16 protein-coding genes and 1 pseudogene are annotated in these 23662 nt (G+C 60.5%); 8 read left to right on the forward strand and 9 right to left on the reverse strand.

The window, feature by feature from the left end; all coding sequences use genetic code 11:
* The 3 genes from M2320_RS19590 to M2320_RS19600 all read right to left on the reverse strand — a co-directional run bounded on the left by M2320_RS19590 (position 1) and on the right by M2320_RS19600 (position 3821).
* Positions 1–441 (reverse strand): response regulator, encoded by a 441-nt coding sequence (locus tag M2320_RS19590; RefSeq protein ID WP_184429983.1) that lies wholly within the window; start codon positions 439–441, stop codon positions 1–3.
* Positions 438–2750: an ATP-binding protein gene (locus M2320_RS19595; RefSeq protein ID WP_264598728.1), complete on the reverse strand. Its 2313-nt coding sequence runs from the start codon at positions 2748–2750 to the stop codon at positions 438–440. Before M2320_RS19595 ends, M2320_RS19590 begins: the two co-directional genes overlap by 4 nt.
* A gap of 313 nt (positions 2751–3063) precedes the next feature.
* A protein-coding gene (locus M2320_RS19600) for an IS5 family transposase (RefSeq protein WP_425540696.1) occupies positions 3064–3821 on the reverse strand; the annotation gives its coding sequence in 2 pieces (ribosomal slippage) (positions 3064–3465 and positions 3468–3821; 756 coding nt in all).
* A gap of 188 nt (positions 3822–4009) precedes the next feature.
* Between M2320_RS19600 and M2320_RS19605 the strand changes: the two genes are divergently transcribed.
* The 4 genes from M2320_RS19605 (at position 4010) to M2320_RS19620 (ending at position 7163) form a co-directional block, all read left to right on the forward strand.
* Entirely contained in the window at positions 4010–5581 is a 1572-nt protein-coding gene (locus M2320_RS19605) for a PAS domain-containing sensor histidine kinase (RefSeq protein ID WP_264598730.1), read from the forward strand.
* The gene (locus M2320_RS19610; protein ID WP_264598740.1) at positions 5482–5877 is read left to right on the forward strand and encodes a response regulator; all 396 of its coding nucleotides are present in this window, start codon (positions 5482–5484) and stop codon (positions 5875–5877) included. The genes M2320_RS19605 and M2320_RS19610 overlap by 100 nt, the downstream gene beginning before the upstream one ends.
* Positions 5793–6776 carry a sensor histidine kinase gene (locus M2320_RS19615; protein WP_264598741.1) on the forward strand — a complete coding sequence of 328 codons (984 nt, stop codon included), beginning with the start codon at positions 5793–5795 and terminating at the stop codon, positions 6774–6776. The genes M2320_RS19610 and M2320_RS19615 overlap by 85 nt, the downstream gene beginning before the upstream one ends.
* Positions 6777–6941: 165 nt before the next feature.
* On the forward strand, positions 6942–7163 hold the full coding sequence (locus tag M2320_RS19620) for a hypothetical protein (protein WP_264598731.1): 222 nt from the start codon (positions 6942–6944) through the stop codon (positions 7161–7163).
* Positions 7164–7209: 46 nt separating this feature from the next.
* Here the strand turns inward: M2320_RS19620 and M2320_RS19625 are convergent, their stop codons facing one another.
* Together M2320_RS19625 and M2320_RS19630 are read right to left on the reverse strand one after the other, a co-directional pair.
* A complete protein-coding gene (locus M2320_RS19625; protein ID WP_264598732.1) occupies positions 7210–9528 on the reverse strand; it encodes a multiheme c-type cytochrome in 2319 nt (772 codons plus the stop codon).
* Positions 9525–11198, reverse strand: coding sequence for an arylsulfatase (locus M2320_RS19630; protein ID WP_184429986.1), 1674 nt, complete (start codon positions 11196–11198; stop codon positions 9525–9527). Before M2320_RS19630 ends, M2320_RS19625 begins: the two co-directional genes overlap by 4 nt.
* 338 nt (positions 11199–11536) lie before the next feature.
* Between M2320_RS19630 and M2320_RS23400 the strand changes: the two genes are divergently transcribed.
* The 3 genes from M2320_RS23400 (at position 11537) to M2320_RS19645 (ending at position 18072) form a co-directional block, all read left to right on the forward strand.
* Complete coding sequence (locus tag M2320_RS23400; RefSeq protein WP_425540699.1) at positions 11537–12115, forward strand: acyl-CoA dehydrogenase family protein; 579 nt, start codon at positions 11537–11539, stop codon at positions 12113–12115.
* Between the two features lie 622 nt (positions 12116–12737).
* A complete protein-coding gene (locus tag M2320_RS19640; protein ID WP_264598733.1) occupies positions 12738–17618 on the forward strand; it encodes a chemotaxis protein CheB in 4881 nt (1626 codons plus the stop codon).
* Between the two features lie 4 nt (positions 17619–17622).
* On the forward strand, positions 17623–18072 hold the full coding sequence (locus M2320_RS19645) for a response regulator (protein WP_184429990.1): 450 nt from the start codon (positions 17623–17625) through the stop codon (positions 18070–18072).
* A 22-nt stretch (positions 18073–18094) separates the two neighbouring features.
* Here the strand turns inward: M2320_RS19645 and M2320_RS19650 are convergent, their stop codons facing one another.
* The 3 genes from M2320_RS19650 to M2320_RS19660 are packed head-to-tail and all read right to left on the reverse strand — an operon-like array spanning position 18095 to position 22309.
* On the reverse strand, positions 18095–20239 hold the full coding sequence (locus tag M2320_RS19650; protein ID WP_264598734.1) for a putative bifunctional diguanylate cyclase/phosphodiesterase: 2145 nt from the start codon (positions 20237–20239) through the stop codon (positions 18095–18097).
* A complete protein-coding gene (locus M2320_RS19655; RefSeq protein ID WP_264598735.1) occupies positions 20236–21183 on the reverse strand; it encodes a GGDEF domain-containing protein in 948 nt (315 codons plus the stop codon). Before M2320_RS19655 ends, M2320_RS19650 begins: the two co-directional genes overlap by 4 nt.
* Positions 21184–21205: 22 nt before the next feature.
* Entirely contained in the window at positions 21206–22309 is a 1104-nt protein-coding gene (locus tag M2320_RS19660) for a cobalamin B12-binding domain-containing protein (protein WP_184429993.1), read from the reverse strand.
* Positions 22310–22829: 520 nt separating this feature from the next.
* On the opposite strand from M2320_RS19660, the pseudogene M2320_RS19665 reads away from it, so the two are divergent.
* Positions 22830–22980 (forward strand): annotated as a pseudogene (locus tag M2320_RS19665) (IS5/IS1182 family transposase); the annotation flags it as partial.
* On the opposite strand, the gene M2320_RS19670 reads toward M2320_RS19665, so the two are convergent.
* Complete coding sequence (locus M2320_RS19670; protein ID WP_184429994.1) at positions 22959–23528, reverse strand: IS66 family transposase; 570 nt, start codon at positions 23526–23528, stop codon at positions 22959–22961. The pseudogene M2320_RS19665 and the gene M2320_RS19670 sit on opposite strands and share 22 nt — an antisense overlap.
* Positions 23529–23662 lie beyond the last annotated feature (134 nt).

Here is a 23662-nt window from a genome sequence, read left to right on the forward strand (position 1 = left end):
TCAACTTTCTGCTCGGTAGGGCGGAGAGGCGCCAGGAAGCCATTTTTCGATGAGTTCGCCGATTGCTTCTTGCCAGCGATCAAATTCTAGCGGCTTGACCACATAGTCATTGGCGCCGGCCTTCGTGCAAAAATCAATGTCGTTCTGGCTGGACGACGTGGTCAGCACGACGACAGGCTTGTCCTCCCCGCGCCTGCGGAAAAGGCTGAGCAATTCGTGGCCGCTGACGCCAGGCATGTTGAGATCGAGCAGGATGATCGCCGCCTCGCGGGCCTTCGCACACCCCTCGTCGGTTTCAAGCATCGCGCGGGCTATCCTGCTGTCGGCGCAGCGCTCGACCGGGTTGGCGACGCCCAGTCCTTCGAGCGCGGCGCACAGGCTGAAGAAGTCCTCGTCACTGTCTTCTACAGATAGAATGGTTGAAGGCTCTAGCGCCGTCATGACGGCGGCCTTTCTTCCTCTTGCAGCGTGAAGAAGAAAGTCGAACCTGCGCCGGGCGTCGATGTCAGCCAAATGCGCCCGCCATGGCGCTCGATCGTCTTCCTGGCGATGGTCAGGCCCGCTCCTGTCCCCCCGCCGAATTCGTCGCGACCATGCAACCGACGGAAGATTTTAAAGATCTTCGCGTGATTTTTCTGGTCGACGCCGATGCCGTTGTCACGCACGTAGAGTGTGACAGGTTTTTCCCGCTCGATCCCAATCTCGATCCAGCGTTCGCCTTTGTCGTTGTATTTAATCGCGTTGGAGATCAGGTTGACCAACACTTCACGCAGACGGACCCGGTCGGCCTTGACAATAGGTAGCTTTACTGAGCGGCGGATGACGACGCCGGACTCGGCTACCCGTTTGGTCAACATCTGCAACGCCTCATCGACCAGGGCGCCGAGATCGACGTCTTCCAACATGAGGTCAACACGGCCGGTGCGAGAGTATTGCAACAACGATTCAATCAGATCGTCCATGCGCCTGGTCAGCTTGAGAATCGTTTCGATGTGCTGGTCAGGATCGCCTTGCTTGCGTTGAACGAAGGTGGCGAGGTGATTGATACCGCGCAACGGCTCCTTGAGATCATGAGAGGCGACATAAGCGAAGCTGTCGAGTTCTCTGTTGACCTCGCGCAGCTTGCGATTGACCAGTTCGGTCTCTTCGGCGCGCGCCAGTATGACGTCGACAATGCCCCAACGAAGATCTGCGGCCGCCTCGATCTCGCATGTGATCCAAGGCTTCGAGCGCCCTTTGACGCTTTCCTTCCAGATCGCAAAGGACATGCGCGGCGACAGGCGGACCGAGCCGTCGGATTCATCGATATGAACGGGCTTCGCCGGATCGCCGGCCCATTGGACCGTATGGGCCTGCTCGGGACGAAACCACATCACGAAGTCCGGACGCCGCTTCGAGAGCCGCACGGCGAGAACGCCGGCGGCGATCTCGACATAGGGTGCGGCGTCTGGAAGATGTTCGGCCAGCCGATCGTTGGCCACAACAAGTTCATCGCGGCCGGCGAGCCAGATCGCCAGTTCCCTGAGTTGCTCATCCGAAGGCGTTTCGCCGAATTTCGTGATCTGGCCTTCCGTGATCAAGGCGGCGCCGCCGGCGTCGATATAATGACGGATGTTGGCGTCCGGGCTGGCGCAGAGGGCGGCGTGAATGTCGGGATTGCCGTGGAGCGCCCGCATCAAGCGTTCCAGCACCTCCTTCATGTGCGATCGGTAGTCGCTGCTTTCCGCGTCTTCCTTGGACGACATGGTCAGCGAGATCATGTGGGCCAGGAACTCGGACGCCATCCGGATCTCAAAGGGGACGTGTCGGGGCGCGCTCTCATGGTTGCAGGCGAGCAGCCCCCACAAGGCTCCATTCTTCATCAGGGGCATGACCATGGAGGCCTTGACGCCCATATTCTTGAGGTAGCCGGTGTACATCACCGAGACGCTGCGCAGGCTCGCATAGCTCAGATCGACCGGGGCGCCCGTGTGGGGTGAAAGCTCTGGAACCAGCGGAATCGGCTCATAATCGGCGTTCGGCAAATGCCGCAGCCACGACAGCGCGAACAGGCGGCGAGCCGGCGCTGGAATGTCGCTGGCTGGATAATGGAGGCCAAGGTAGGACTGGAATCCATCAGCGATCGACTCCGCGATGACGTGGCCGCTGCCGTCCTCCTGGAATTTGTACGCCATCACCCTTTCGAAGCCGGTGAAGCGTCGGATCTGCGCCACGGCGAAATCGAAAAAGGATTGCAGGGTCGGGGCGGCATGCAATCGCGCCATGGTCGCGCGCAGATCCGAATAGAGATCGAGCATCGGCCAGCCGTCTTCGTCCGGCAAGACTTCGAACTCAAGGATCATTGCGCCGCCACAACGATGTCCAAACAGATGGAATGGCCGACTTGCGCGTGTGTCCTGAGCTTTCAGGCTCGCAAGATGGACCGGACCATTGTCGAGGTTTTCCGTCGACAGGCGCGAAACGACGGCTTCGACCCGAGTTGGAATGACATCGGCGAGTGTTTTTTCGCCCGGTTTCTCAAAGGAAATTCCCAGGAGATCAGCGCAATTCGCGGAAGCCTGCAAGATCCGCAGCGATGTCAGTTCGATGACCAGCATGCAGCCGTGTGGTTGAATCGCGCCCGAAAACTGCACTTGCTCGCGATCGCAATTCGAGAGATCGACGTTTTTTGCGGTTACGGCTTCACCATTCGCGTGCATTTCAACAGATTTGCTCAACCGTATCAAATTCGCAACAAGAAACTGGCGCAAAAATGATTCGTATAGCTAAGCTTACGGACTATGCCGGCTGCAATAATGATTGTCTGTGATCTTGAAAGAAGTGGATTTCTGGCTATCGCCGCGTTCTGAGGCGACCGTTTACTGTCGAGCTTTGGCTCGCGACATGAGGAATCGGTTTGCGCTGGATCTCCAGCCTGAACTGTTCTGCCGGGCCAATGATTCAGGCAAAGGCGGCTCGTTTCAGCCAAGCGCGTATCGAAGTCGTAAAACGAAAGGCCGCGATCGGAATGCCAGCTGAGCGCTGAGCGGCCAACTCTATGATCGAACACGCTAGGCTCGGGACTCATAACCAATAGCTGACGGTCGCCGCGAGGCACACGGTTGCGAGAAAATTGATAGCGTTGCGGTCGTACCGCGTGGCCACGCGCCGGAAGTCTTTCAGGCGGCAGAACATGCGTTCGATGGCGTTGCGGTTGCGATAGAGGAACGGCGAGAAGCAGTTCTTCCATCTGCGGTTGGCCTTGGGCGGGATGTTCGGCATGGCGCCTTGATCCTCGACTTGACGGCGGAGCTTGTTGGCGTCGTAGCCCTTGTCCGCATGCAGGATGTCGCAGGCGGGCAACCGCTCCAGCAATGTCGCGCCCGCGACGCAATCCGCGATGTTTCCGCCCGTGAGCATGAAGGCCAACGGACGGCATTGCGCATCGGTCAGGGCGTGGATTTTCGTCGTGCGCCCACCGCGCGAGCGGCCGATGGCCTGACTTTTCTCCCCCCTTTTCCGCCCGCCGCGCAGCGGTGAGCTTTGACGGCGGAACTGTCGATCAGGACCTCCGCAGCTGGCCCGCCAGCGCGCGCCAATGTTTCGAACAGCGAGGTCCAAACGCCTTTCTCGGCCCAGCGAACAAAACGGTTGTAGAGCGTCTTCCGCGGGCCATAATCCGGCGGCGCGTCGACCCAGCGCCCACCAGATTTCAGCACATGCACGATGCCGCTGATCACGCGGCGATCATCGACGCGCTCCTTGCCGCGCGTGTCGGTCGGAAGATGGGGCTCAATCTTCGAAAACTGCTCGTCCGTGAGCCAAAACTGATCCCGATTCATGCAAGCTTCCTTTCGGAAGCGCGTGAATCATAAGCTGCTGCTCAGGCCAAGCGTTTTATGGGTCCGGAGCCTAATAATCACGGAAGCTTTACTCGCTGCGCCGTTGCTGGTCAGGATAGAGAAGACCGAAAAAGGCTTACGAGCTGTGGTTGCCTGTCGCCAGAACAGCGCCGCCACAGGAGGGGTTCATGAGCGGTTCCTCACCGCGCTTGAGCGGCATGGAAGACGTTAGGGCCGTCGACAATTCCGAGCCCCATCGTCTCGATGACGTTGAGTGGCTTGATCAGGAACTCCGCAACGCCGCTCCGGGTCGCGAGACCGACTTGATGCGGCTGCTGCTGTCCCGCGTGACTTTGAACAACATGTTTCAGTTCTGCGCCCTGCTCGATACGGCGGGGCGGATGTGGGACGTCAACTTCGCCGCATTGCGCGGCGGGGGGCTAACACGGTCCGACATCCATGGGCAACCCTTCTGGGAGGCCCATTGGTGGCAGGTTTCGGAGGCGACCAAGACCCGGTTGCGGGAAGCGATCGCCCGCGCGTCGGAAGGCGCCTTCGTCCGTTACGATGTCGACGTTCTTGGCGGCGCCCGGGGGCAGGAGGTGATAACGATCGATTTCAACATTGCTCCCGTCAAAGACAACGAAGGCGCCGTTCGCTTCCTGGTGTGCGAAGGACGCGACGTCACGGAGCAGCGCCGCCTCGAAGCCGAAGTTCGTCGGCAGCGGCAGGAATTGGCGCGTCTCGATCAATTGAAGACGCAGTTCTTCACCAATGTCAGCCACGAATTCCGCGCGCCTCTGACCTTGATGCTGGGCCCGGCCGCCGACGCCCTCGCCGACGCGGAGGAGCCGCTCGGCCCGCGCCAGCGCCGGCGCATCACCCTGATGCAGCGAAACGCAACGCGGCTGCTGAAACTCGTCAACACGCTGCTCGACTTCTCGCGGCTTGAGGCGGGCCGCGCGCAGGCGTCCTGCGAGCCCACCGATCTTGCGGCCCTGACCACCGATCTCGCCAGCAACTTCCGCTCGGTGATCGAACGGGCGGGGTTGCGCTTCATTGTTGATTGCCCGCCCTTGCCGCAGCCTGCTTATGTCGACTGCGACATGTGGGAGAGGATCGTCTTCAACCTGGTGTCCAACGCGTTCAAGTTTACCCATCAAGGGGAAATCGCCGTGACGCTGAGAGCGGACAATAGCTCGGCGAGCCTTGCCGTCTCCGACACCGGGATCGGCATCCCTGCGGAGGCGCTGTCGCACATCTTCGATCGTTTTCACCGCGTCGAAGGCTCGCGCGGGCGAAGCCATGAAGGCTCCGGCATAGGGCTGGCTTTGGCGCAGGAACTGGCGCGTTTGCACGGCGGCGAAATCACGGTCGAGAGCGCCCCTGGCGAAGGCAGCCGTTTCTCAGTCACCGTGCCGCTGGGCGGCCCCCGGCTCACAAGCAATGGCGTCGGCGTTGCGTCGACGCTCGCCTCGACCGCAACCGCCGCAACCGCCTATGTGGAGGAAGCGCTGCAATGGCTTCCTGACCAAGGCGGCGGTCAGCGAGTTCGACTGCGAACGAAGCCGCGACGTCGTCCTCGCCCAGGGAGGATCGCCGGTCGCGCGTGGTCGTCGCCGAAGACAACGGCGACATGCGCGATCACCTCAAACGCCTGTTGTCGGAGGCGGGTTATGACGTCGAGGCCGTCGGCGATGGACGCGCGGCCCTTGCCGCGGTTCGCGCCGAGCCGCCAGATCTTCTGTTGGGCGACGTGATGATGCCGGACCTCGACGGCTTTGCGCTGCTGCGCGAGATCCGCGCCGATCCGGTGATCGCGGCCACGCCATTCCTTATGTTGTCGGCGCGAGCCGGCGAGGAGGCGCGGGTCGAGGGGCTCGACGCCGGCGTCGACGATTCGCGCGTGTGGAAGGCGTGCTTCGGCTCTCCCGGTTGCGAAGGGAGAAGGCCGAGTCGGAGCAACGGCGCCTGGCGCACGCGCTCGACCTCTCCGAGGATCGCCTCAGCCTGGCGCTGGAAAGCGGCCGGATGGGAAGCTGGAACTGGAACCTGAGCACGGACGAACTTGGCTGGACGCCCACATGCAAGGCCATGTTCGGCATGCCCGCTGACGCGCTGGTGACCTGGGCGATGTTCATCGATCGTTTGCATCCGGAGGACCGCGACCGAGTGGACGCGCTGTGCCGCGCGGCCCTGGATCCTGCGATCCGCGCGCCTTACGACGCCGAGTACCGTATCGTCGGACCGAGCGGCGGAACACGCTGGATCCTCTCGCGCGGAAAAGCCTATTTCGATGGGGCGCGCGCCGTCCGATTCACCGGCACGCTCGTTGACGTAACCGAACAGAAAGAAGCCGAGGCGCATCTGCGGTTGTTGGTCAACGAACTGGCTCATCGCGTGAAAAACACCCTGACGGTGGTGCAATCGATCACCGAACGGACGTTCCGCGGGGGCGGCGGCGTCGACGGGATTCGGCAGGCGCTGGGCGGCCGCCTTCAGGCCCTGGCCGACACCCATACGCTGCTGACGCTTTCGAATTGGCAGAGCGTGGACTTTGGCAGTCTCGTTTCGCGCTCGACCGGCCATCTCGTCAGAGACGACAGCGCCCGCTTCCGTATGGATGGCCCCACGCTGGCCCTCGCGCCCAAGGCCGGCGTGGCTTTGGGATTGGTTCTGCATGAACTCGGCGTCAATGCGGTGAAGCACGGCGCCTGGTCGGTCGAGGGCGGCAGCGTTTCTTGCCTGTGGGCCATTGAAAATCAGACCTTCCGTCTGGAGTGGAGCGAATCAGGGATCTCCGGCCTGGCCGCGCCGACGCGGAAAGGCTTTGGCGCGCAACTCGTCAATCGATTCGTCGCCTACGACCTGAAGGGCGAAGCGCGCCAAATCTGGCGTCCAGAAGGGCTGCTGTACGTCCTGAAGGCGCCGATCGGCAACACGCTGGCGGAATGATGCATCCGCGATGATCCGCGAACCAGGACGCAAGCAGAGCCATCCCTACAGCGTCGGCGCGGGTTCGGGCGGGCGAAGAGACGGCGCCCCGAGGGCCAGCTCAGGTTCGTCTCGGACAAGTTGTGAGAATAACGTGCGAAACAGCGTCAGCGCCTGGAGCATCAAATGCCGCGCACATCGGAATTAGCTGAAATCGCCTCCGTCAAGTTGCTGATTGCAAAGGAGGACGTCATTGCGCTCGGCGATCCTGAAGCCATCTTGTGGGCGCTCGATGAATTCCATCGGGCCGAAGCGTTGCTCAACCGGTTACTGTGGGAATCGTGGCCGTCCCCAAAGCCTGGAGCGCTTGAAGTTACGAACCGTGTAAGGCGAGACTTTCGTGCTTAGAGGTCCTTTCGGCTGCGACCGCATCAACGCCTTGGGCCACGCTTAATTATGGGTAGGGCCGCCGGGGTCCCGTTGTCGTCGGCCGCGCGAGGCGCGCGCGCAAGGCTTCAGCGAAGCGCCGCGAACGAGGATCGTTCGGTTCAAGTTTCTCCAGTGTCTCAGCATGGCCCAGCGAAGAGGCGTAATCGCCCATCTGCGCCTCATACGAAGCAAGCGCCGACAGGATTTCGCGGGCGTTGGGCCGGCGGGTCAAGGCGCTGCGGAGCACCTCGACGGCATTGGCGGACTCGCCGAGGTCATGCAGGGCGATCGCATAGACGTAAGCGTAATGCGGGACCTTGGGCGCCAGCCGCGCCGCCACCTCCAACTTGGCCATGGCCTCCGGGTACCGTTTTTGGCGGATCAAGCTCAGCGCCAGAGCGTGGGCGAGCGGCGCTGATGCAGGATTGTCCGCCAGGGCTTGCGCGAGCCCCGCCTCGACGGCCTCCTCGTCGCCGCGCTTGCGCGCGATCTCGGCAAACTGGATCGCCGCGGAGGCAAAAGTCTTGTCGAGCGCCAAGGCCTTGGCGAATTCCGCCTGCGCCTCATCGATCCGTCCGCGCGCAAGAGCGAGGCCGCCGAGATTGGCGTGGGACTCCGGCCGCTCGGCGTTGAACATCTGGCCCGCGACATATTCATCGAGCCCCTTGTCGAGTTGCGCGTGATCCTCCTGCTTTAGGCTGGCTTCCGCGTCGCCCGCCAGGGCGCGGGCGGCCTGCATGCGCACCAACCGCGAGGGGTCGCCGAGCAGCGGCGCCAGCGCGCGCGCCTTCACCGCCGCGTCGGCGCCGGCCAATACGTCGGCCGCCGCTGCGCGGATCATCGGATCATCGGCATTGGTCAAGTGTTCGGCGGATTCGAGCACAACCGGGGCGACGGCGCCGTCGAGACGATGCAGCGCGCTGGCGCGGGCGACGGCCGACTGGGCGCCGTCTTTCGCAACTGCGACCAAAGCGTCGGTTGCGCCCGGTCCGTCATTATCCGCGAGCGCGAAAGCCTCGGCGAAGGTCTGGGCGCCGGACTTCTCAGCCACGCCCCAGCTTTTCAGCTGCGCCATCGCCCAAGGCGCGTCCTTGTCCGCGTGGCATGCGTTGCAGGCGTTGGGCGCCCCGAGACTCAGGCTGCGGTCCGGACGCGGAATCCGGATGGAATGATCCCGGCGCGCGTGGACCTGCATGAAAGTGGCGGTCGGCATATGGCAGGCGGCGCATTGCGCGCCCGGGGAAGCCTCGGGATGATGGTGGTGAGCGGTCGTGTCGAAGATTTTTGCGGAATGGCATTGTCCGCAGACGCCATTGCCGGCGATCCGCAGCTTGCCCGAATGTGGATTGTGGCAATCCGAGCAGGTGACCCCGGCGGCGTGCATGCGGCTCTGTGCGAAGGAGGCGAATTCAAACACCTCGTCGCGCTGCTGGCCGTCCGGATAAAAAAGGCCGGGCGTCAAGGTCGAGGGATGAAAGGCGTCGTAGAACTGCCGGACGTCGCCTGGGGCGTCCGAAAACTGGCTGCGGCGCGCATGGCAGCCCGCGCAGACCAGTTCCTCGTTGCGTTCTCCAGGGGGACGAGAGCGCACGGCGGTTCCGCTGGGGGTTGCGTTCCAGGAGACGCCGGCGCGCTGGTCGAAGCGCAGCGCAAAACCCTTGTTCACGTCCGCTGAAAGGCCGCTCCCTTTGGCCCATTCGAGGTGACCGGAGGCCGGACCGTGGCACGCCTCGCAGCCGACGCTGATCTCGGACCAGCGGGTCGCGAAGGTTGCGCTCCCGGGATCGTAGTTCTTTTTCAAATCGGTCGAATGGCACCAGGCGCACTGGAAATTCCAGTTCTGGTCTAGGCCCGTCCAGTGCAGCGGATCGCCGGCCACCAATTTGCGGTCGGGATAAAGGTCGAACCAGCGCTGGCCGCCCTGGTCGGCGGGACGGGCGTCCCAGGCGAGGCCAAAAGCCTGGAGCCGGCCGCCAGGGAGTTCAAGCAGATATTGCTGAAGCGGATAGACGCCGAATGTGTATTTGATTTCGAACTCCGCCAGCGCGCCGCTCGGCCCTTCCGCGCGGACCCAATATTTGCCGTGGCGGCGGAAGAACGTGCTTTCGGCCTCGCCCTTTCGGAAACGGGCGTCGTTAAAATCGCCCAGCACGGTCTTGTCGTCCGCGACTTGCATCGCTGCGGCGTGATGCGAGGTCCGCCAGTCCTCATATTGGCTCTGGTGACAAGCTGCGCAGCGCGCCGACCCGACGAATTGCGCCTCTTCCGCGCGCGCCGGGGTCAAGGCGAGGACAAAAACACCAGCGAGGAGGAAGAACCTCCCCACCGACTGGAACGGCCTCACTGCCCTTCGTGCTCCTTCTGCATCTCCTCGACCTTGCGTTTCACGGCCTCCAGATTGAACGAAGCCGGGGCTTGCATGGGCGGGAAATCGACGGCCGTCTCGGCCAGCGCCGCGACCCTCTGCTGCACCAGGACAAAGCGCCAGAACTCCCGGGCGTAAAAATCATTCATGTAGCCGCCGCCCAGGTTGTTGATCGTTTCGCCGCGAATAGACGGCGTGCGCTCGAACGGGTCCTGCCGCAGATTGATGATGGTCGGCATGTCCGTCGTCGTCTTCTCGCCAGGCCAGCCATAAGGCTGTTGATAGAACTGGTATTTGAAGTCGTCGATGCGGATCGCGCCGAGGTTCGGGCCGCCGAAATAGAAGATTTCGTGGCGCTGCGACGGTCCCTCGCCGAGCAGGAGCTTCATCTGGTTGTAGCCATCCAGATGGTTCTTGTAGCTCTGCCCGCCCAGTGTCGCGCCTTTTAGCAACTGTTCGGTGATGTTCGGATTGCCGGCTGCGTCAGCAAGCGTCGGCAGCCAGTCCAGACCGGAGAAAATGCCGTTCTCGATCTTCCCGGGCTTGACCTTGCCGGGCCAGCGGATGATCGCCGGAACCCGAAAACCGCCTTCGAACACCGTTCCCTTGGTCGCGCGAAATGGCGTCATGCCGCCGTCGGGCCAGGTGAAGACTTCGGCGCCATTGTCGGTGGTGAAGATGACGATGGTGTTTTTCGCCTCGCCGATGTCGTCGAGATGTTGCAGCAGCGCGCCGACGGAATCGTCGAGTTGCGCCATGCCGGCCTCCTCGACATTGTAATTGGTCTTAAAGTTCATCATCGCCTGGTATTTCGGCGGCAGATAGGTGAACACGTGCATGCGCGTCGTGTTGTGCCAGATGAAGAAGGGCTTGCCGTCTTTCTTGGCCTTGTCCATGAAGCCGTTGGTGTGCTTGACCAGCACCTCGTCGAAGGTCTGCATGTCATATTTGGCGGGCCGTCCCTCCTGCCAGTTCTGCACGTTCTTCATGTTGGGGAAGGGCGGCAGCGGGCCTTCGTCCTCTATTCTCTGCCTGCCGACCCTGCCCCAGCGCGGCTGCACAGTGGCGTCGTCCACGTCGGTCGCATAGGAATGGACGAGGTTGCGCGGGCCGTACTTGTCGATCCACTCCTGCGGGTAGTCGAACCAATAGGGGTCCGACATCGCGTCGAGATGGTACAGATACCCGAAGAACTCGTCGAAGCCGTGCACCGTCGGCAAATATTTGTTGAGGTCGCCGAGATGGTTCTTGCCGAACTGCCCGGTTTCGTAGCCGAGAGATTTCAGGACCGTCGCCAGCGTCACGGCCTGGTCGGGAATGCCGACGTCCGCGCCGGCCTGGCCGACCGTTGTGAGTCCGGTGCGCAGCGGGAGTTCGCCGGTGATGAAATTGGCGCGCCCGGCGGTGCAACTCGCCTCGGCGTAATAATCGGTGAAACGCATGCCTTCCGACGCCAATCTGTCGAGGTTCGGCGTCTTGCCGGACATGATCCCCTGATGATAGGCGCCGATGTTGAACCATCCGACATCGTCGCCCATGATGACGAGGATGTTCGGCGGCTTGGACGCTTGCGCGACGGCGGGAGCGATGTAGCAAGCAAAGCTTATGCAAACGGCCAGTATCGCAGTAATGTTGCGGTGAAACGACATACGAATTCCCCCGGATGCTTGGGAGCGCTTGCTCTTTTGAGCATTATGTTTGTTCATTCGGTCCGAATCTGCTAATGATTTTTTCGTGATGTTTATTCATGCTACGCTATAGTCGACGAGATATAATTTAAGCGTCAATAGTATACGTTCCGGCGCGGCGGTAAATTTAAGCCCCGCCGGCTGGACGATGGCGCGAAGAACGCGTTCGAGATCGTGCGGCTCAAGCCGAAGCTGGGCAATCTCTCTAACGCCACCTGCGAAATGGAGCTGCGCGGCGCCCTGGCGTGGCGGGTCGGCCCCGAGGACGCGGCGCCGCCACCATCCTCGACATGGTCGCCATGACGCGCTTCGACTGCATCGTTAGGTCGGCATCGGGCATGCGGATGGCGGTCGCGCAAGCCATCGACCATTGTCGCCAACGCAAAGCTTTTGGCCGCGTCCTGACGGAATCAGCCGCTGATGCAAAACACCCTTGCGGACCTCGCCCTCGAGGCCGCCCTGGCCCTGGCCCTGGCGCTGGCGCTGGCGTTGCGCGTTGCCCGGGCGCTCGACGCGAGCGACGACACGACCGAGGCGGTCTTCGCGCCGCCGTCCCGCTCGGCAAGTTTCTCTGCAAGCGCGCGCCCGGCCACGCCTATGAGGCGATGGAGTGCATCGGCGGCTCGGGTTTTATCGAGGACGGTCCGATGCCGCGCCTCTACCGCGAGGCGCCGGTCAACGCGATCTTGGAGGGCAGCGGCAACATCCAGTACCTCGACCTTTTGCGCGCCTTTGCGCGACAGCCCGAAACGCGCGAAGCCCTGTTGAATGAAATCGACAAGGCGCGCGGCGGCGAAGCTGTTTTCGACAGCCATGCCGCCGCGCTCAGGACGGAGCTTGGCAACTCGGCGGAATTTGCATCGGAAATGGAAGGTTAGGCGCGCGCCCTCGCTGAGCGCCTCGCCTGCGGCCTCCAGGCCAGCCTGCTTCTGCGTCATGCCCGCAGTTCGTGGCTCAGGCGTTCTGCCGCTCGCGTCGGACGACGGTGATCTGACGCGAAGAAGTGCTTCGGCAGCTCGATTAACTCGAAACACAGGTCTCGGCGCTTCGGCGTTTATGTTCCGCAGACGTTTTGACCGGAGCTTGGAACCGACGCCATTTTGAGGAGGTCGTCGCGCCGAGCTCGAACGAAGCGACCGGCAACGAGAGCCTGTGTCCTTATACGACGTCACGGCCTTGCATGATGCTGGCCGCTAAGCGCACCATGGCGCGGATCGCAGTTCAAGCAATGCGCCACGTGCCAGGGCTCCGCAGGTGCACGAAAAATCATCTTATAGAACAGAATAATGCCGAAAACGCACCTTGAGGTTGCAGTTAGAGATTGGCTAAAACGACGCTTGGTTCTGGTTGGGGGTGGCTCAAGCTTCAGCCCAAGTTCAAGGGTGCGAGATGTCAAAGAATGGCAAGACGCCTGGGCCGACGCCGAAACCGCGCAAATCTTCGTCGCGGAAAAGAGCCGAGGTCGCATCCAGCGCATTAGGATCTTCCGAACGCGCTCTCTTGCCGTCCATCATCGCCATCGGCGCAAGCGCCGGCGGACTCGAAGCTCTGGAAAAATTCTTCGATAACGTTCCGGTCGATACCGGAATGGCGATCGTCGTGATCCAGCATCTTGATCCCAATTTTCGCAGCATGATGGACGAGTTGCTCGGCCGGCATGCCAAGATTCCGATCCACAAGGTCGTCGATCAGATGCTGATCGAGCCCAACGCTATTTACCTCAATCCCGCCCGGCAGGACATGTCCATCGACAAGGGGCGGTTTCGCCTTCATCCTTCGGAACGCACGGGCGGCTTGACCCTTCCGATCAATTGCTTTTTCGAGTCGGCCGCCTGCGAATATGGCGAGCGCGCTGTAGCGGTGATCCTGTCCGGCACCGGATCAGACGGCGCCAAGGGCTGCGAGGCGATCAAGGAAGCGGGCGGACGCGTCTTCGTCCAGGATCCGGCAAGCGCGAAATTTGGTTCGATGCCGTCGTCCGTAATCGCCAGAAAAATCGCCGACGGCGTCGATTTGCCGGAAAAGCTGCCGTCGCTCATTACTCAGCCAAGGCAGTCCGATATTTCTCAAAAACACCTTCCCGCCGGCCGGGAAGCGAACCAAGATCCATTGGCGGCCATATTTTCCACCGTCAAGGCGCGGCACGACATCGATTTTAGTGTTTACAAAACGGCCACAATGGAGCGGCGAATTCGTCGGCGAATGGGTCTCGTCAATGCGTCCAGTCTGTCGGATTACGCGGATCTTTTGGCCGTCAGTCGCGAGGAAACCACCACCCTTCTAAAGGACCTGCTGCTGGATGTGACAGCCTTTTTCCGCGACCCGGAGGCCTTCAAGGTCCTGTCGGAAAAAGTGATCCTTCCCCTTGTCGAAGCCATGTCTCCGGAGCGGGAAACCAGGGTCTGGGTGGCTGGATGCTCCTCCGGAGAAGAAGCCTATTCGCTGGTGATTTGTTTCGCCGAATGCGCCCGGGCCCTAGGCAAGAGTTTGAACGTCAAGATTCTCGCTACCGATATTCATCAAAGCTCTTTGGCGGTGGGGTCAGCCGGTCTTTATCCCGAGGCGTCATTTGGCTCCATGCCGCCGGAAATTGTCGAACGCTACTTTGACCGCGAAGGAAAGCAGTTGCGGGTCAAGAAGGCGGTTCGCCGATTTATCGTTTTTAGCCAGCACAATATCTTGAAAGACCCACCGTTCACACGCATAGATTTACTGACATGTCGCAACGTACTTATTTATTTTAATGAAGAAGCGCAACAATATGCGTTGACCTTGTTCCATTTTGCGCTCTGGCGCGGCGGTGTCATCTTTCTCGGTCCGAGTGAAACGCTTGGCGCCATCGCAAGTGAGTTCAAGGTCATCAACCAGAAAATGCGGCTTTTCTCGAAGACGCGCGATCTGCACCTGCTGGCGCCCGGCGCGATCACGCTGCACACCGGCCGCGCGAGCTCCTCAGCTGTGGGCCGAGGCGGGGACGCATACCATGGCCCGCTCGCTTCGTCGCTCAACAGCCGGCATATCATGCGCGTCACAAATGGCGCGTTGAAGGAAATGTTGAGTCGGTATGCTCCGCCGGGTTTCCTCCTGTCGCGCGACGGCGCTCTGATGCATGTCTTCGGCAACGCCGCCAAATATATCACGATAAAGCGTGGCGTCTTCAGCCAACAGATCGTCGACTTGCTGCCACGGGAGTTGGCCCTGGTGGTCGCCAGCGGGTTGGGTAGCAATATTCAAGAAAAATTTTCTAAATTCCGGCGGAGCATCCGCGGGCACGCCGAAAACGGCGAAACCTTGCAAACCGTGACGATTGAAGCGCTCCCAGATCCGGAGAGCGATGCGGACTATCTGCTAATGACCATTGAGGAGGCGCCGTCGTCGCCGCATGTGCGCAAATCGGAGCCGGAACAATCGCTGCAAATGTTCGGCGATCCGCTCGATTTTCGCCGCAGAAACGAGGAGTTGATCGCCGATTTGCAGGCGACTGAGGAGAATCTGCAAGCGGCGATCGAGGAACTCGCCACCAGCAACGAGGAGCTTCAATCGACAAATGAAGAACTCATGGCGTCGAATGAGGAGTTGCAAAGTACCAATGAGGAGCTGCATTCCGTCAATGAGGAGCTTTACACAGTAAGCACGGAGCATCAGCAAAAGATTGATGAATTGATTCAGCTGTCGCTCGACATAGAGCACCTTCTGAAGGCGACTGAGATCGGGACTATTTTCCTCGACGAGAAGCTTTATGTCCGGCGCTTCACCCCGGCCGTCGCCCAGGCTTTCAACCTGATTCCGCAGGATGTCGGACGGCCTATTTCGCATATCACCTTGCGGTTTGAGAACGTCGATTTCTATGCCCTTCTCGATGAGGTCAACCAGACACGCGTGATGCGGGAGGAAGAAGTCTCGGTCGCCGGCCATTCTTACCTGCTCCGCATTCTGCCTTATCGCGCCGATGGAGCCGACCTCCTGGGCACTGTCGTCACGCTGATCGATGTAGACGAGCGGAAAAAGGCGCAGGCGCGGGTTCGCGAACTCGATGAAAGGCAACAGCAAGTTCTGTCGGCGCTGCGCGAGTCCATCCTGAGTTGGGATGCGCGCAGTGAAAAGATCCTGTTCTGCAACGACGTCTTTGCGCATATGACGGCGAAGCGCAAAGAGGAAATCATCGGCGCCGATTTGCGCTCGGTGCTGGACGCCGAAAGCTATACCGAGAAAAAGAACGCCGTTGCGATTCTCGCACGATATCAGATGGCGAGCATGCGCACGCGCGTGGCGTCTCCGACCGGGGTCATAACCCACCGTCACATCAACATCAGCTGCATTCATAACGACCGCGGCGAGATCGTGAGCTACATCGCCTGCGGTCGAGACGTTTCCGAAGAGACGCGCTACGCCGAAGCATTGAAGGAGCTTTCCGCGCTGGAATCGCATATAGACGAACCGATCGAGACCGCAGCGGGCGCCGTTCTGGACATAGGCGCGAGGTTTCTTGGGCTCGAACAGGGCTTGTTATTGCAAATTGACACCGCCGGCGAGCGGATCGTCAGCCACGCCGGACTTGGAGGCCTCGATCACGCGGTCGGCTCGATCATTAAACTCCCGCAGAGCTTGCGTAATCCTGGGGTTGGTTCCTACGGTGCCAAATCTCTGGTCAAGGAAGGCGATGCGCCGACCTTCGACAAGCTGGTGGAGGCGCCAAACAACGGCCCGACGAGTTATATCGGCAAGCCCGTGCGCTGTTCCGGCGCCCTCTACGGGATGGTCTGCTTCTTGTCCGACAGGCCTCCGCTATACGGCCCGTTCACCGACGTCCAACGCGGTTTCATCGAGCATCTGGCGCAATGGATCGGCCTGAAAATAGAGGCGCGCCGCCAGCATGAGGCTTTGCTGCAAAGCGAAGCGGAATTGCGTCTGATCTTTGACAATGTGCCCGCCAATATCTGGCGCATGGATTCGCAACATCGGGTGATGCGCGCCAACGCAGCGGCGGCGCGGGCTGTGCCGTCTTCGCTCAATGCGGCGGACGGCGAGACGATCGAGGCGCAAATGCAGCAGCTCGATGCGCAATGGCTGGAGCATGATGACGAAATCATGCGCTCGGGCCAGCCGCTTTATGGAATCGTCTCGCACAGTTCGGGTCCAGGAAACCAACGGCGCTGGACATCGACCGACAAAATTCCCTACGTGGACCCGGCGACCGACGAGCGTTCGATCCTTGTGGTGGCTTCCGACATAACGGCGCTAAAGCAGCGCGAAACCGCTTTGGAACAGCTCAACCTCGAGGTCGAAGCAGGCCGCAAGCGGTTTGAACATCTTTACCAGCAGACACCGGTGATGATGTGTTCGTTTGCGTCCGATGGACTGTTGACCGAAGCAAGCGATCTATGGCTTGAAAAGACGGGGTTCGCGCGCGACGAGGTTCTCGGACGCCCCTTCGGAGATTTCCTGGACGAGGACTCCCGCCGTCAGGTGAATACGGTCTTTCTGCCGGCCTTGTGGGGCGACGGCGTCAGCGGACCCATCCCCTTGCGGGTCGTCTCCAAGTGCGATCAGATTGTCGAAGTCGAGCTTTCGGCGTTTCTCGACAAAGCACGTCTCCCACAGGACTTCTGTCTCGCCGTTCTCATCGATGTCACCGAGCGAAATAACGCCATCCGGTCTCAGGAGCAGGCCAATCGCGAATTGGCAACCGCCAATGATGGATTGAAAAAATTCGCACATGTCGCGTCGCACGATCTTCAGGAGCCGTTGCGCAAGATCAGCCAATTTGGCGATATGATCATGACCGAGTATCAACATTTCCTGCCGGAAGACGGGAAGTTTTTCGTGCAAGTGATGCGTGACTCCGCAGAAAGAATGCGCCTCCTGGTGGGAGACATTTTAAGCTTTTCGAAATCTGTCAATGCATCGCTGGAACGACGGGAGGTGGATCTTGCGGATGTCATCCGAGACCTGATTATCGAACTCGAAGTCGCCATTCGCGATGCTCAAGCTCAAATCGAATGCGTGGATGTGCCGATGATCATCGGCGACCGCACCAGCATCCAGCAATTGTTCCGTAACCTCCTGACAAACAGTCTCAAATACCGCCGCCCAAACGTAGCGCCGCGCATTTTAATCAGTTGCGCCGGCGATCCCGCGGGAGCAATGGTTATCAGCGTGGCCGACAATGGTTGCGGTTTTGACTCACGCTATGAGAAGACAATATTCGAAGCCTTTACTCGCCTTCATACCGCGAGCCAAATCGAGGGAAGCGGGATCGGGCTCGCTATATGCAAATCGGTTTGTGATCGGCACAGCTGGACAATTTCGGTAAAGACTGTGGCAAATCAAGGCACTGAATTCTTAATCGCCATTCCGGCAATTGATGTCGTCGAGAAATAGGCCCATGTCTGAAAACTCCCCAATCATTCTGATGATCGATGATGATGAGCATGACGTATTCCTCGCAAAACGCATCTTTGCGAAACATTCAAAAGTAGTGGAATTATATCATTCCGCAGATGCAGAGGCCATTTTCGACGACGTCGAGAAGATAAAAGTCAAAAAAAGCGATGAAACACACGTTCCGGATTTCATCCTTTTAGATATAAACATGCCAAAGGTGAGTGGTCTTTTGTTGTTGCGGAGAATAAAAGATAGTCCTGTTTACAGGAAAATACCGATTATTGTTTTCACGACTTCAGACGTGCAGGAACATGTCGATTTGGCATATGCTATCGGCGCGTCGGCCTATATGGTGAAACCAACCGCGATTGCAGCCTATGAAACGTTTGTAAAATCTTTTCTTGATTTCTGGTGCGGATCTATCAGACGTCCCGATTTGACGGTGACATGAAAACCGTTGTCGCCAACGCGTGTCACCCGTGCCGACGCTCTCCAGCGCGTTCCGCCCTGTCGACACGCTCGATCAGTTCCTCCTCCCAAAGCGGTTTGTCGAAAAGATAGCCTTGAGCGAGGTCGCAGCCGTAGAGCGTCAGAAAACTGGCCTGCGCCTGTGTCTCGACGCCTTCGGCAAGCGCCTTCACCTTCAGTGAATGCGCGAGGCGTATGACGGTTGAAGTGATCTCCATCCCGGTGGTGTCACCGGGGATGTCGGCGATGAAACTCCGGTCGATCTTCAGTTTGTCTATCGGGAAGCGCTTCAAATAGGCAAGCGAGGAATGACCGGTGCCAAAATCGTCGATGGCGATGCGAACCCCGAGCGCCTTCAGGATTTTCAGCTTTTCTTCCGCTCCGTCGCCCTGCCGCATAAGCGCGGTCTCGGTAAGTTCAAGCTCCAGGCATTCCGGCGGAAGCCCGGTTTCGGCAAGCACGGCGCCCACGCGCTCGCATAGGTCCGCGCAGTCGAACTGGCGCGGCGATAGGTTGACCGCGATCACGTCGATGTCGCGCCCCGCGTCGCGCCACGCCTTCATCCGTGTGCAGGCTTCGCGAAGCACCCATTCGCCGAGTTGAACAATCAGGCCAGTCTCCTCAGCAAGCGGAATGAACTTCATCGGCGCAACGAGGCCGGCAGAGGAACGCCACCGCACCAGGGCTTCGACGCCGATCAGGCGTTCGTCAGGCAAGGCCACGAGCGGCTGAAATTGCAATACGAACTCATTCCGTTCGAGACCTCGGCGCAGGCCGGTTTCGAACTGGAGGCGTTCGCTGGCCGCAAGCGTCAAGGTTGAGGAATAGAGTTGTACCGCCGCACCGCCGCTTCTTTTTGCGCGATAGAGAGCGGCATCGGCATGCTGGATGAGCGCGTCGGCGGTGTCGCCGTCGGCGGGGAACAGGGCGACGCCGATGCTGAGGCCGATAAATATCTCCTGCTCGCCGAAAAGCAAATAGGGTTCCGCCATCTGATCGATCAGCCGCTGGGCGAAGGCGGCCACTTCCAAGGGGTCTTGCGCGTCTTCGATACATGCAATGAATTCATCGCCGCCTTCTCGCGCCAACGTATCGGAAACACGCATACTGGCCTTGAGCCTTTCGGCGACCTTGATAAGCAATCGGTCGCCAATCGGGTGGCCAAGACTGTCGTTGACGGTTTTGAAACGGTCGAGATCTATGAACAGCACCGCGCCGCCTGAATTATTTTGCACCGACCGCGCAATCGCATGCTCAATCCGCGACCGAAGAAGCAACCGATTGGGGAGGCCCGTCAACGGATCATGATGCGCGAGATATTCCAGCCGCGTTTCCGATTGCTTCAGTTTGGTGATATCGGTGAAAACACCCACGTAATTGATGGCGGCGCCCTTGTTGTCGAGCACCGCGCTGATCGTCAGCCATTGCGGATAGATATCGCCACATTTGCGGCGATTCCAGATTTCTCCCTGCCAGTAGCCAGCTTCATGAATGGTGCGCCACATGGTCTGGTAGAAATCGCGTCCATGGCGGCCAGACTGCAGCATGCGGATATGGCGTCCGCCGAGTTCATCGTCGTCGTAGCCGGTGATGGTCCTGAATGCCGGATTGACCACAATGATTAATCCATCGCGATCAGTGACGACGACCCCCTCGTGTGTGCTGGTGAAAACGGCCGCGGCGAGCCGCAAATCGGTTTCGTGACGCTTGCGTTCGGTGATGTCGACATGAGTTCCGGCAAGGCGCACCATCTTGTGGTCAGCGCCGTAGACTGGAAAGCCTCGCGCAAGAATGTCGAGCCAGCGCCCATCCTTGTGGCGCATTTTGATTTCAAGTTCGTAATTGGCCCGGGTGCCCGCCCCCAGTTCAGCAATCTGCTCTTCAATGGCTCGATAGGACTCGGGTGTCGTCAGGCGGAGGATTTCGTGGAAGCTGTTTTGAATCTCGTCCTCGAAATAACCGAGCATCGCCTTGTAGCGCGCGGAGAAATAGACGTCGCTAACGGCAAGATCGCCATCGAAACGCAGGTCCCACAGACCAACATTGGCTCCCCGCATGGCGAGACGGAAACGGTCCTCTTCGGCTTGAAGCGGGTTTTCGACCGCCTTGCGCCCAGAAACCTCCCCGGACTTTTTCGGTGAGATATTCATGGCGTTGTGCTCCGGGCGGCGGTCGCAGACGAGGCGGGAACGGCTGGGCTAAAATGCGCAATCACCTTGTTCCTCCCTTGCGCCTTGGCTTGGTAGAGCGCTTGGTCGGCACGGCGGATCAGCGCGGGTCCCTGTTCGCGCGGCCCCAGTTCGGCCACGCCGACGCTCACCGTGACGGGGTGGGTAATCGGATCGATCCGCGTCGCCGCGAGCGACGCCCTGAACCGATCGGCGACCAGTATCGCATCGTCCAGTTCGGTGTGGGGCATCAGCACGATGAACTCTTCGCCGCCAGAGCGGACCGCCACGTCGCTCGCGCGCGTGTGCCGCCGCAAGCAGTCGCCGAATGCGGCGAGCACGGCGTCGCCGGCTTCATGGCCGTAAACATCGTTCACGCGCTTGAAATGATCGAGATCGGCGACGAATGCGCACAATTTCGAGCCCGTGCGTTCGGCGCGCTTGACTTCGGCCGGCAGGGCTTCGTCAAGGCGTCGGCGATTGCCAACGCCTGTGAGCGGATCGGTCAAGGAAAGGGCCAGGATCTCCGCCTCGCGCTGCCGCAGCCGGAGGTTGGCCTGCGCGAGTTCGCGCTGCGTGCTGGCATAATCGCTGTTCAGCTCCAGCACGGTTTGGTTGAGGCGGTCCAGATCGTCGACGTCATATTCCGCCAGCAAGCGGATTTCGCCGTTCACGCGCCACACGCGTCCGCGCAGGGATTGCGTCCGCTTCATCGGATCGCCGAGGGTCAAGGGGCCGCTGTAGATGTCTCCATCGTCGCCGCCATTCAACTGAGCCAGCGTCGCAAAACTCGGCTGCGCGAACAGCGCCGTGGCCCGTGCCCCGATTACCTCCGGCGCGCACAGTTCAAGCAGCCTCTGGAAACCGGCGTTCGCCTCGATCACGCGACCGTCGGGGGCCAGCGTCGCTGCCGCAACGGCGAGCAAGTGTTGGAAATCACTGGAGTAACTAGGCACTGGCTCTCGCCTCCACCAACTGGTTGCCATAGGCGACCGCCGCGGCCGCTGTGGGGATAAAGGCGTCGGCATGCGATGCGCCAGCGAGTGAAGCGAATGTTCTTATCGCCAGGCCGCCGATGATGACGCGAGGACGGGACGCGCCGAGGCGGCTGTCGAGCTTCGCGACGATGGTCCTGACCGAACACAGGTGTTCAGGAAAGGACACCGACAGACCGACAAGGTCGGGCGACGACTCGACAATCTGTTCGACCAGCGAGGCGGTGGGCATGTTCGCGCCGAGGTACTGAACCTCCCATCCGTCGAGTTGGAATGCGTCGGACACCATGTTCAGCCCGACTGCGTGGATATTGCCTTCGACGCATGCGAGCAGTACTTTTTTGTCCAACATCGAGGGCGGAGACGATCGCAGCAAACCTACGGTCATCACGGATTGCGCGATCGCAGTCGCCATATGCTCCTGAGCGACCGTCACCTGGTTCAACTGCCACATGTCCCCGATCTGGTGGAGGGCCGGCGCGATGACATATTGCTCCAGCTCGACCAGGTTACGTCCCTCGGAGAACCAGTGGTCCACGAACGAAAATGCGTCCTTGCGCCGTCCGGCCAGCAGCGCCGTCAGGAACGCGGCCCGCTCGTCGCGATATCCGGGTTCGGATTGGTTCGCATGAGACGTATTGGCCGCCTCGTGAAACTCGGTCTGCGCCGCTCGCAGCGCGTCGGCGACAGCGCGACCTTCCCTCCCTTTCATCTGTCGGGTGAAGAACGCCGCCAACCCGTCAAGCGACGTCGCTAAATCGTCCACGGGCAAGCCGCGGGCGAGCCAGACGCTCCTCGACCATACGAGATAGTCGACCATCGGCTGCAACAGACCGAATTCCATTACGGGGCGAAGCACCGCGAGGCAGATGACAATGTGCTCGCGACAGGCTTCTTGGCGGCAGGCCTCCTGCGAGCGCGTCGAGAGCGCCTCTGGCGTTGCCGTCGACGAGGGGTAGATCAGCTTCGTCACACTATCCGCCGCCTCGAGCTGCAACGATTGGAATCTTTGCAACCCGTCGGGTTCCAGCGTAGTCAGCCTGGCATGCGCGGCCATATGCTCTCGCTCCCGAACTTATTCGGATCGGTTTCAGCCCTGTGCGTTCCGCGCATGGCCACGGCAGTTCCGTTGTGTCGGCGCTCAGCCGGACAGCCCGGTTTGAAAGGACAGGGCGGAGCCGATGGCGGAGTTTCTCCGCAGATAATTCTTATCTCGTTTCCGGTTCGAAGCCGGCTCACAGCAGCGATCATTGAGGCGCCTTATACGGCGGGAAATGCCGGGTCGGGTGGAAAGCCGCGCCCGCCAACAACCACAGGTAGAGCCTCTCTATCAATAAACGATTTACACCATTGAACATCATAACATTTTTGTCGCCAATGCGTCATAAAGGCGCCTGTATTAGGTCGACGGCGGCCGATGAGGGGCGTGGGACAGCCTGCAAGTGTTGCAACTTCAACGGACTTATTCAGGTTGTGCGCGGTCATGCAGCGCGGCGTAGAGGCAAGTCGTGCGGCTTTCCGACGGCGACATCCTGCATGCAGACAAAGGCTGCGGCGCCGAACTGCTTCTAGCGCCCCTCTATCGCAACAGCAACGCCATTGATCGCATGTTTTGCCGTCTCAAAGACTTCCGTCGCATGGCCACACGATACGACCGTAAGGCCGTCAACTTCCTCGCCACCGTCTGCTTCGCGGCGACCAGTCAGCTACTGGGTATCCCTCCGGTGAAGCACGCGGGCGGCCCGGCGGAGTTGGAGGATGACGCTCAGGCTGCTTCGGCTTGTTTGCTCTGGGGCCGCCAGTTCCATGGGACGAACCAGAGCTTGAAGTGCAGAGGAAGAATCATCCGATCCATGCTCCAGAGCGAAGGCGGCATCGCGCGCCAGATGCGCCAGGCATGTCTGGTGGCGCTGGCCATGCGATTGCTGAGCCGAATAGCGTTCCGAGATCCACACCTGGGGTCTGTGGCCCCCCATCGTCTCTTTCACGACGCGAGCGGCGCGGGAATAATCGGGCTGATGCACCACGGCGTCCTTGCAGTGGAAGACCCAATGATAAGCGTTCGCTCCCTCAATCCGGACGCCGGTCTCGTCGCTGGCCACTTCGCGCGCGGCGCGAAGGACCGCCTTGGCCTTTTCAACCTCGATTTTGAAACGCGCGTGGGTGCGGATGAACATGTTACCCAGCGCGCCCTCGCTGACGCAAAGCCCGAACGCGTCGCGGAAAATGAGGCGCAGCCGCTCATAGGACAGCGCCTGGAAACCCTTATAATGCATGGCGAGCGCATGGATGCGCGGCCCGAAAGGCGTTGTGGTGGCGACCGCCGGCGCCGGACCTTTCGCCTCAGAGCCGCAATGCTGGCAGCGGCAGGCGAAGCGCCGGTGGCGGACGACATGGGGGTGACCGGCGG

It is taken from the genome of Rhodoblastus acidophilus, from assembly GCF_025961575.1.
GTDB classification, from domain to species: Bacteria; Pseudomonadota; Alphaproteobacteria; order Rhizobiales; family Beijerinckiaceae; genus Rhodoblastus; species Rhodoblastus acidophilus_C.

What these genes read in the sequence shown, in the direction of transcription:
- M2320_RS19670 (WP_184429994.1), bottom strand. Translation starts at nt 23,528, where the DNA reads ATGCATTATAAGGGTTTCCAGGCGCTGTCCTATGAGCGGCTGCGCCTC.
- M2320_RS19645 (WP_184429990.1), top strand. Translation starts at nt 17,623, where the DNA reads ATGTCTGAAAACTCCCCAATCATTCTGATGATCGATGATGATGAGCAT.
- M2320_RS19660 (WP_184429993.1), bottom strand. Translation starts at nt 22,309, where the DNA reads ATGGCCGCGCATGCCAGGCTGACTACGCTGGAACCCGACGGGTTGCAA.
- M2320_RS19630 (WP_184429986.1), bottom strand. Translation starts at nt 11,198, where the DNA reads ATGTCGTTTCACCGCAACATTACTGCGATACTGGCCGTTTGCATAAGC.
- M2320_RS19620 (WP_264598731.1), top strand. Translation starts at nt 6,942, where the DNA reads ATGCCGCGCACATCGGAATTAGCTGAAATCGCCTCCGTCAAGTTGCTG.
- M2320_RS23400 (WP_425540699.1), top strand. Translation starts at nt 11,537, where the DNA reads ATGACGCGCTTCGACTGCATCGTTAGGTCGGCATCGGGCATGCGGATG.
- M2320_RS19590 (WP_184429983.1), bottom strand. Translation starts at nt 441, where the DNA reads ATGACGGCGCTAGAGCCTTCAACCATTCTATCTGTAGAAGACAGTGAC.
- M2320_RS19605 (WP_264598730.1), top strand. Translation starts at nt 4,010, where the DNA reads ATGAGCGGTTCCTCACCGCGCTTGAGCGGCATGGAAGACGTTAGGGCC.
- M2320_RS19650 (WP_264598734.1), bottom strand. Translation starts at nt 20,239, where the DNA reads ATGAATATCTCACCGAAAAAGTCCGGGGAGGTTTCTGGGCGCAAGGCG.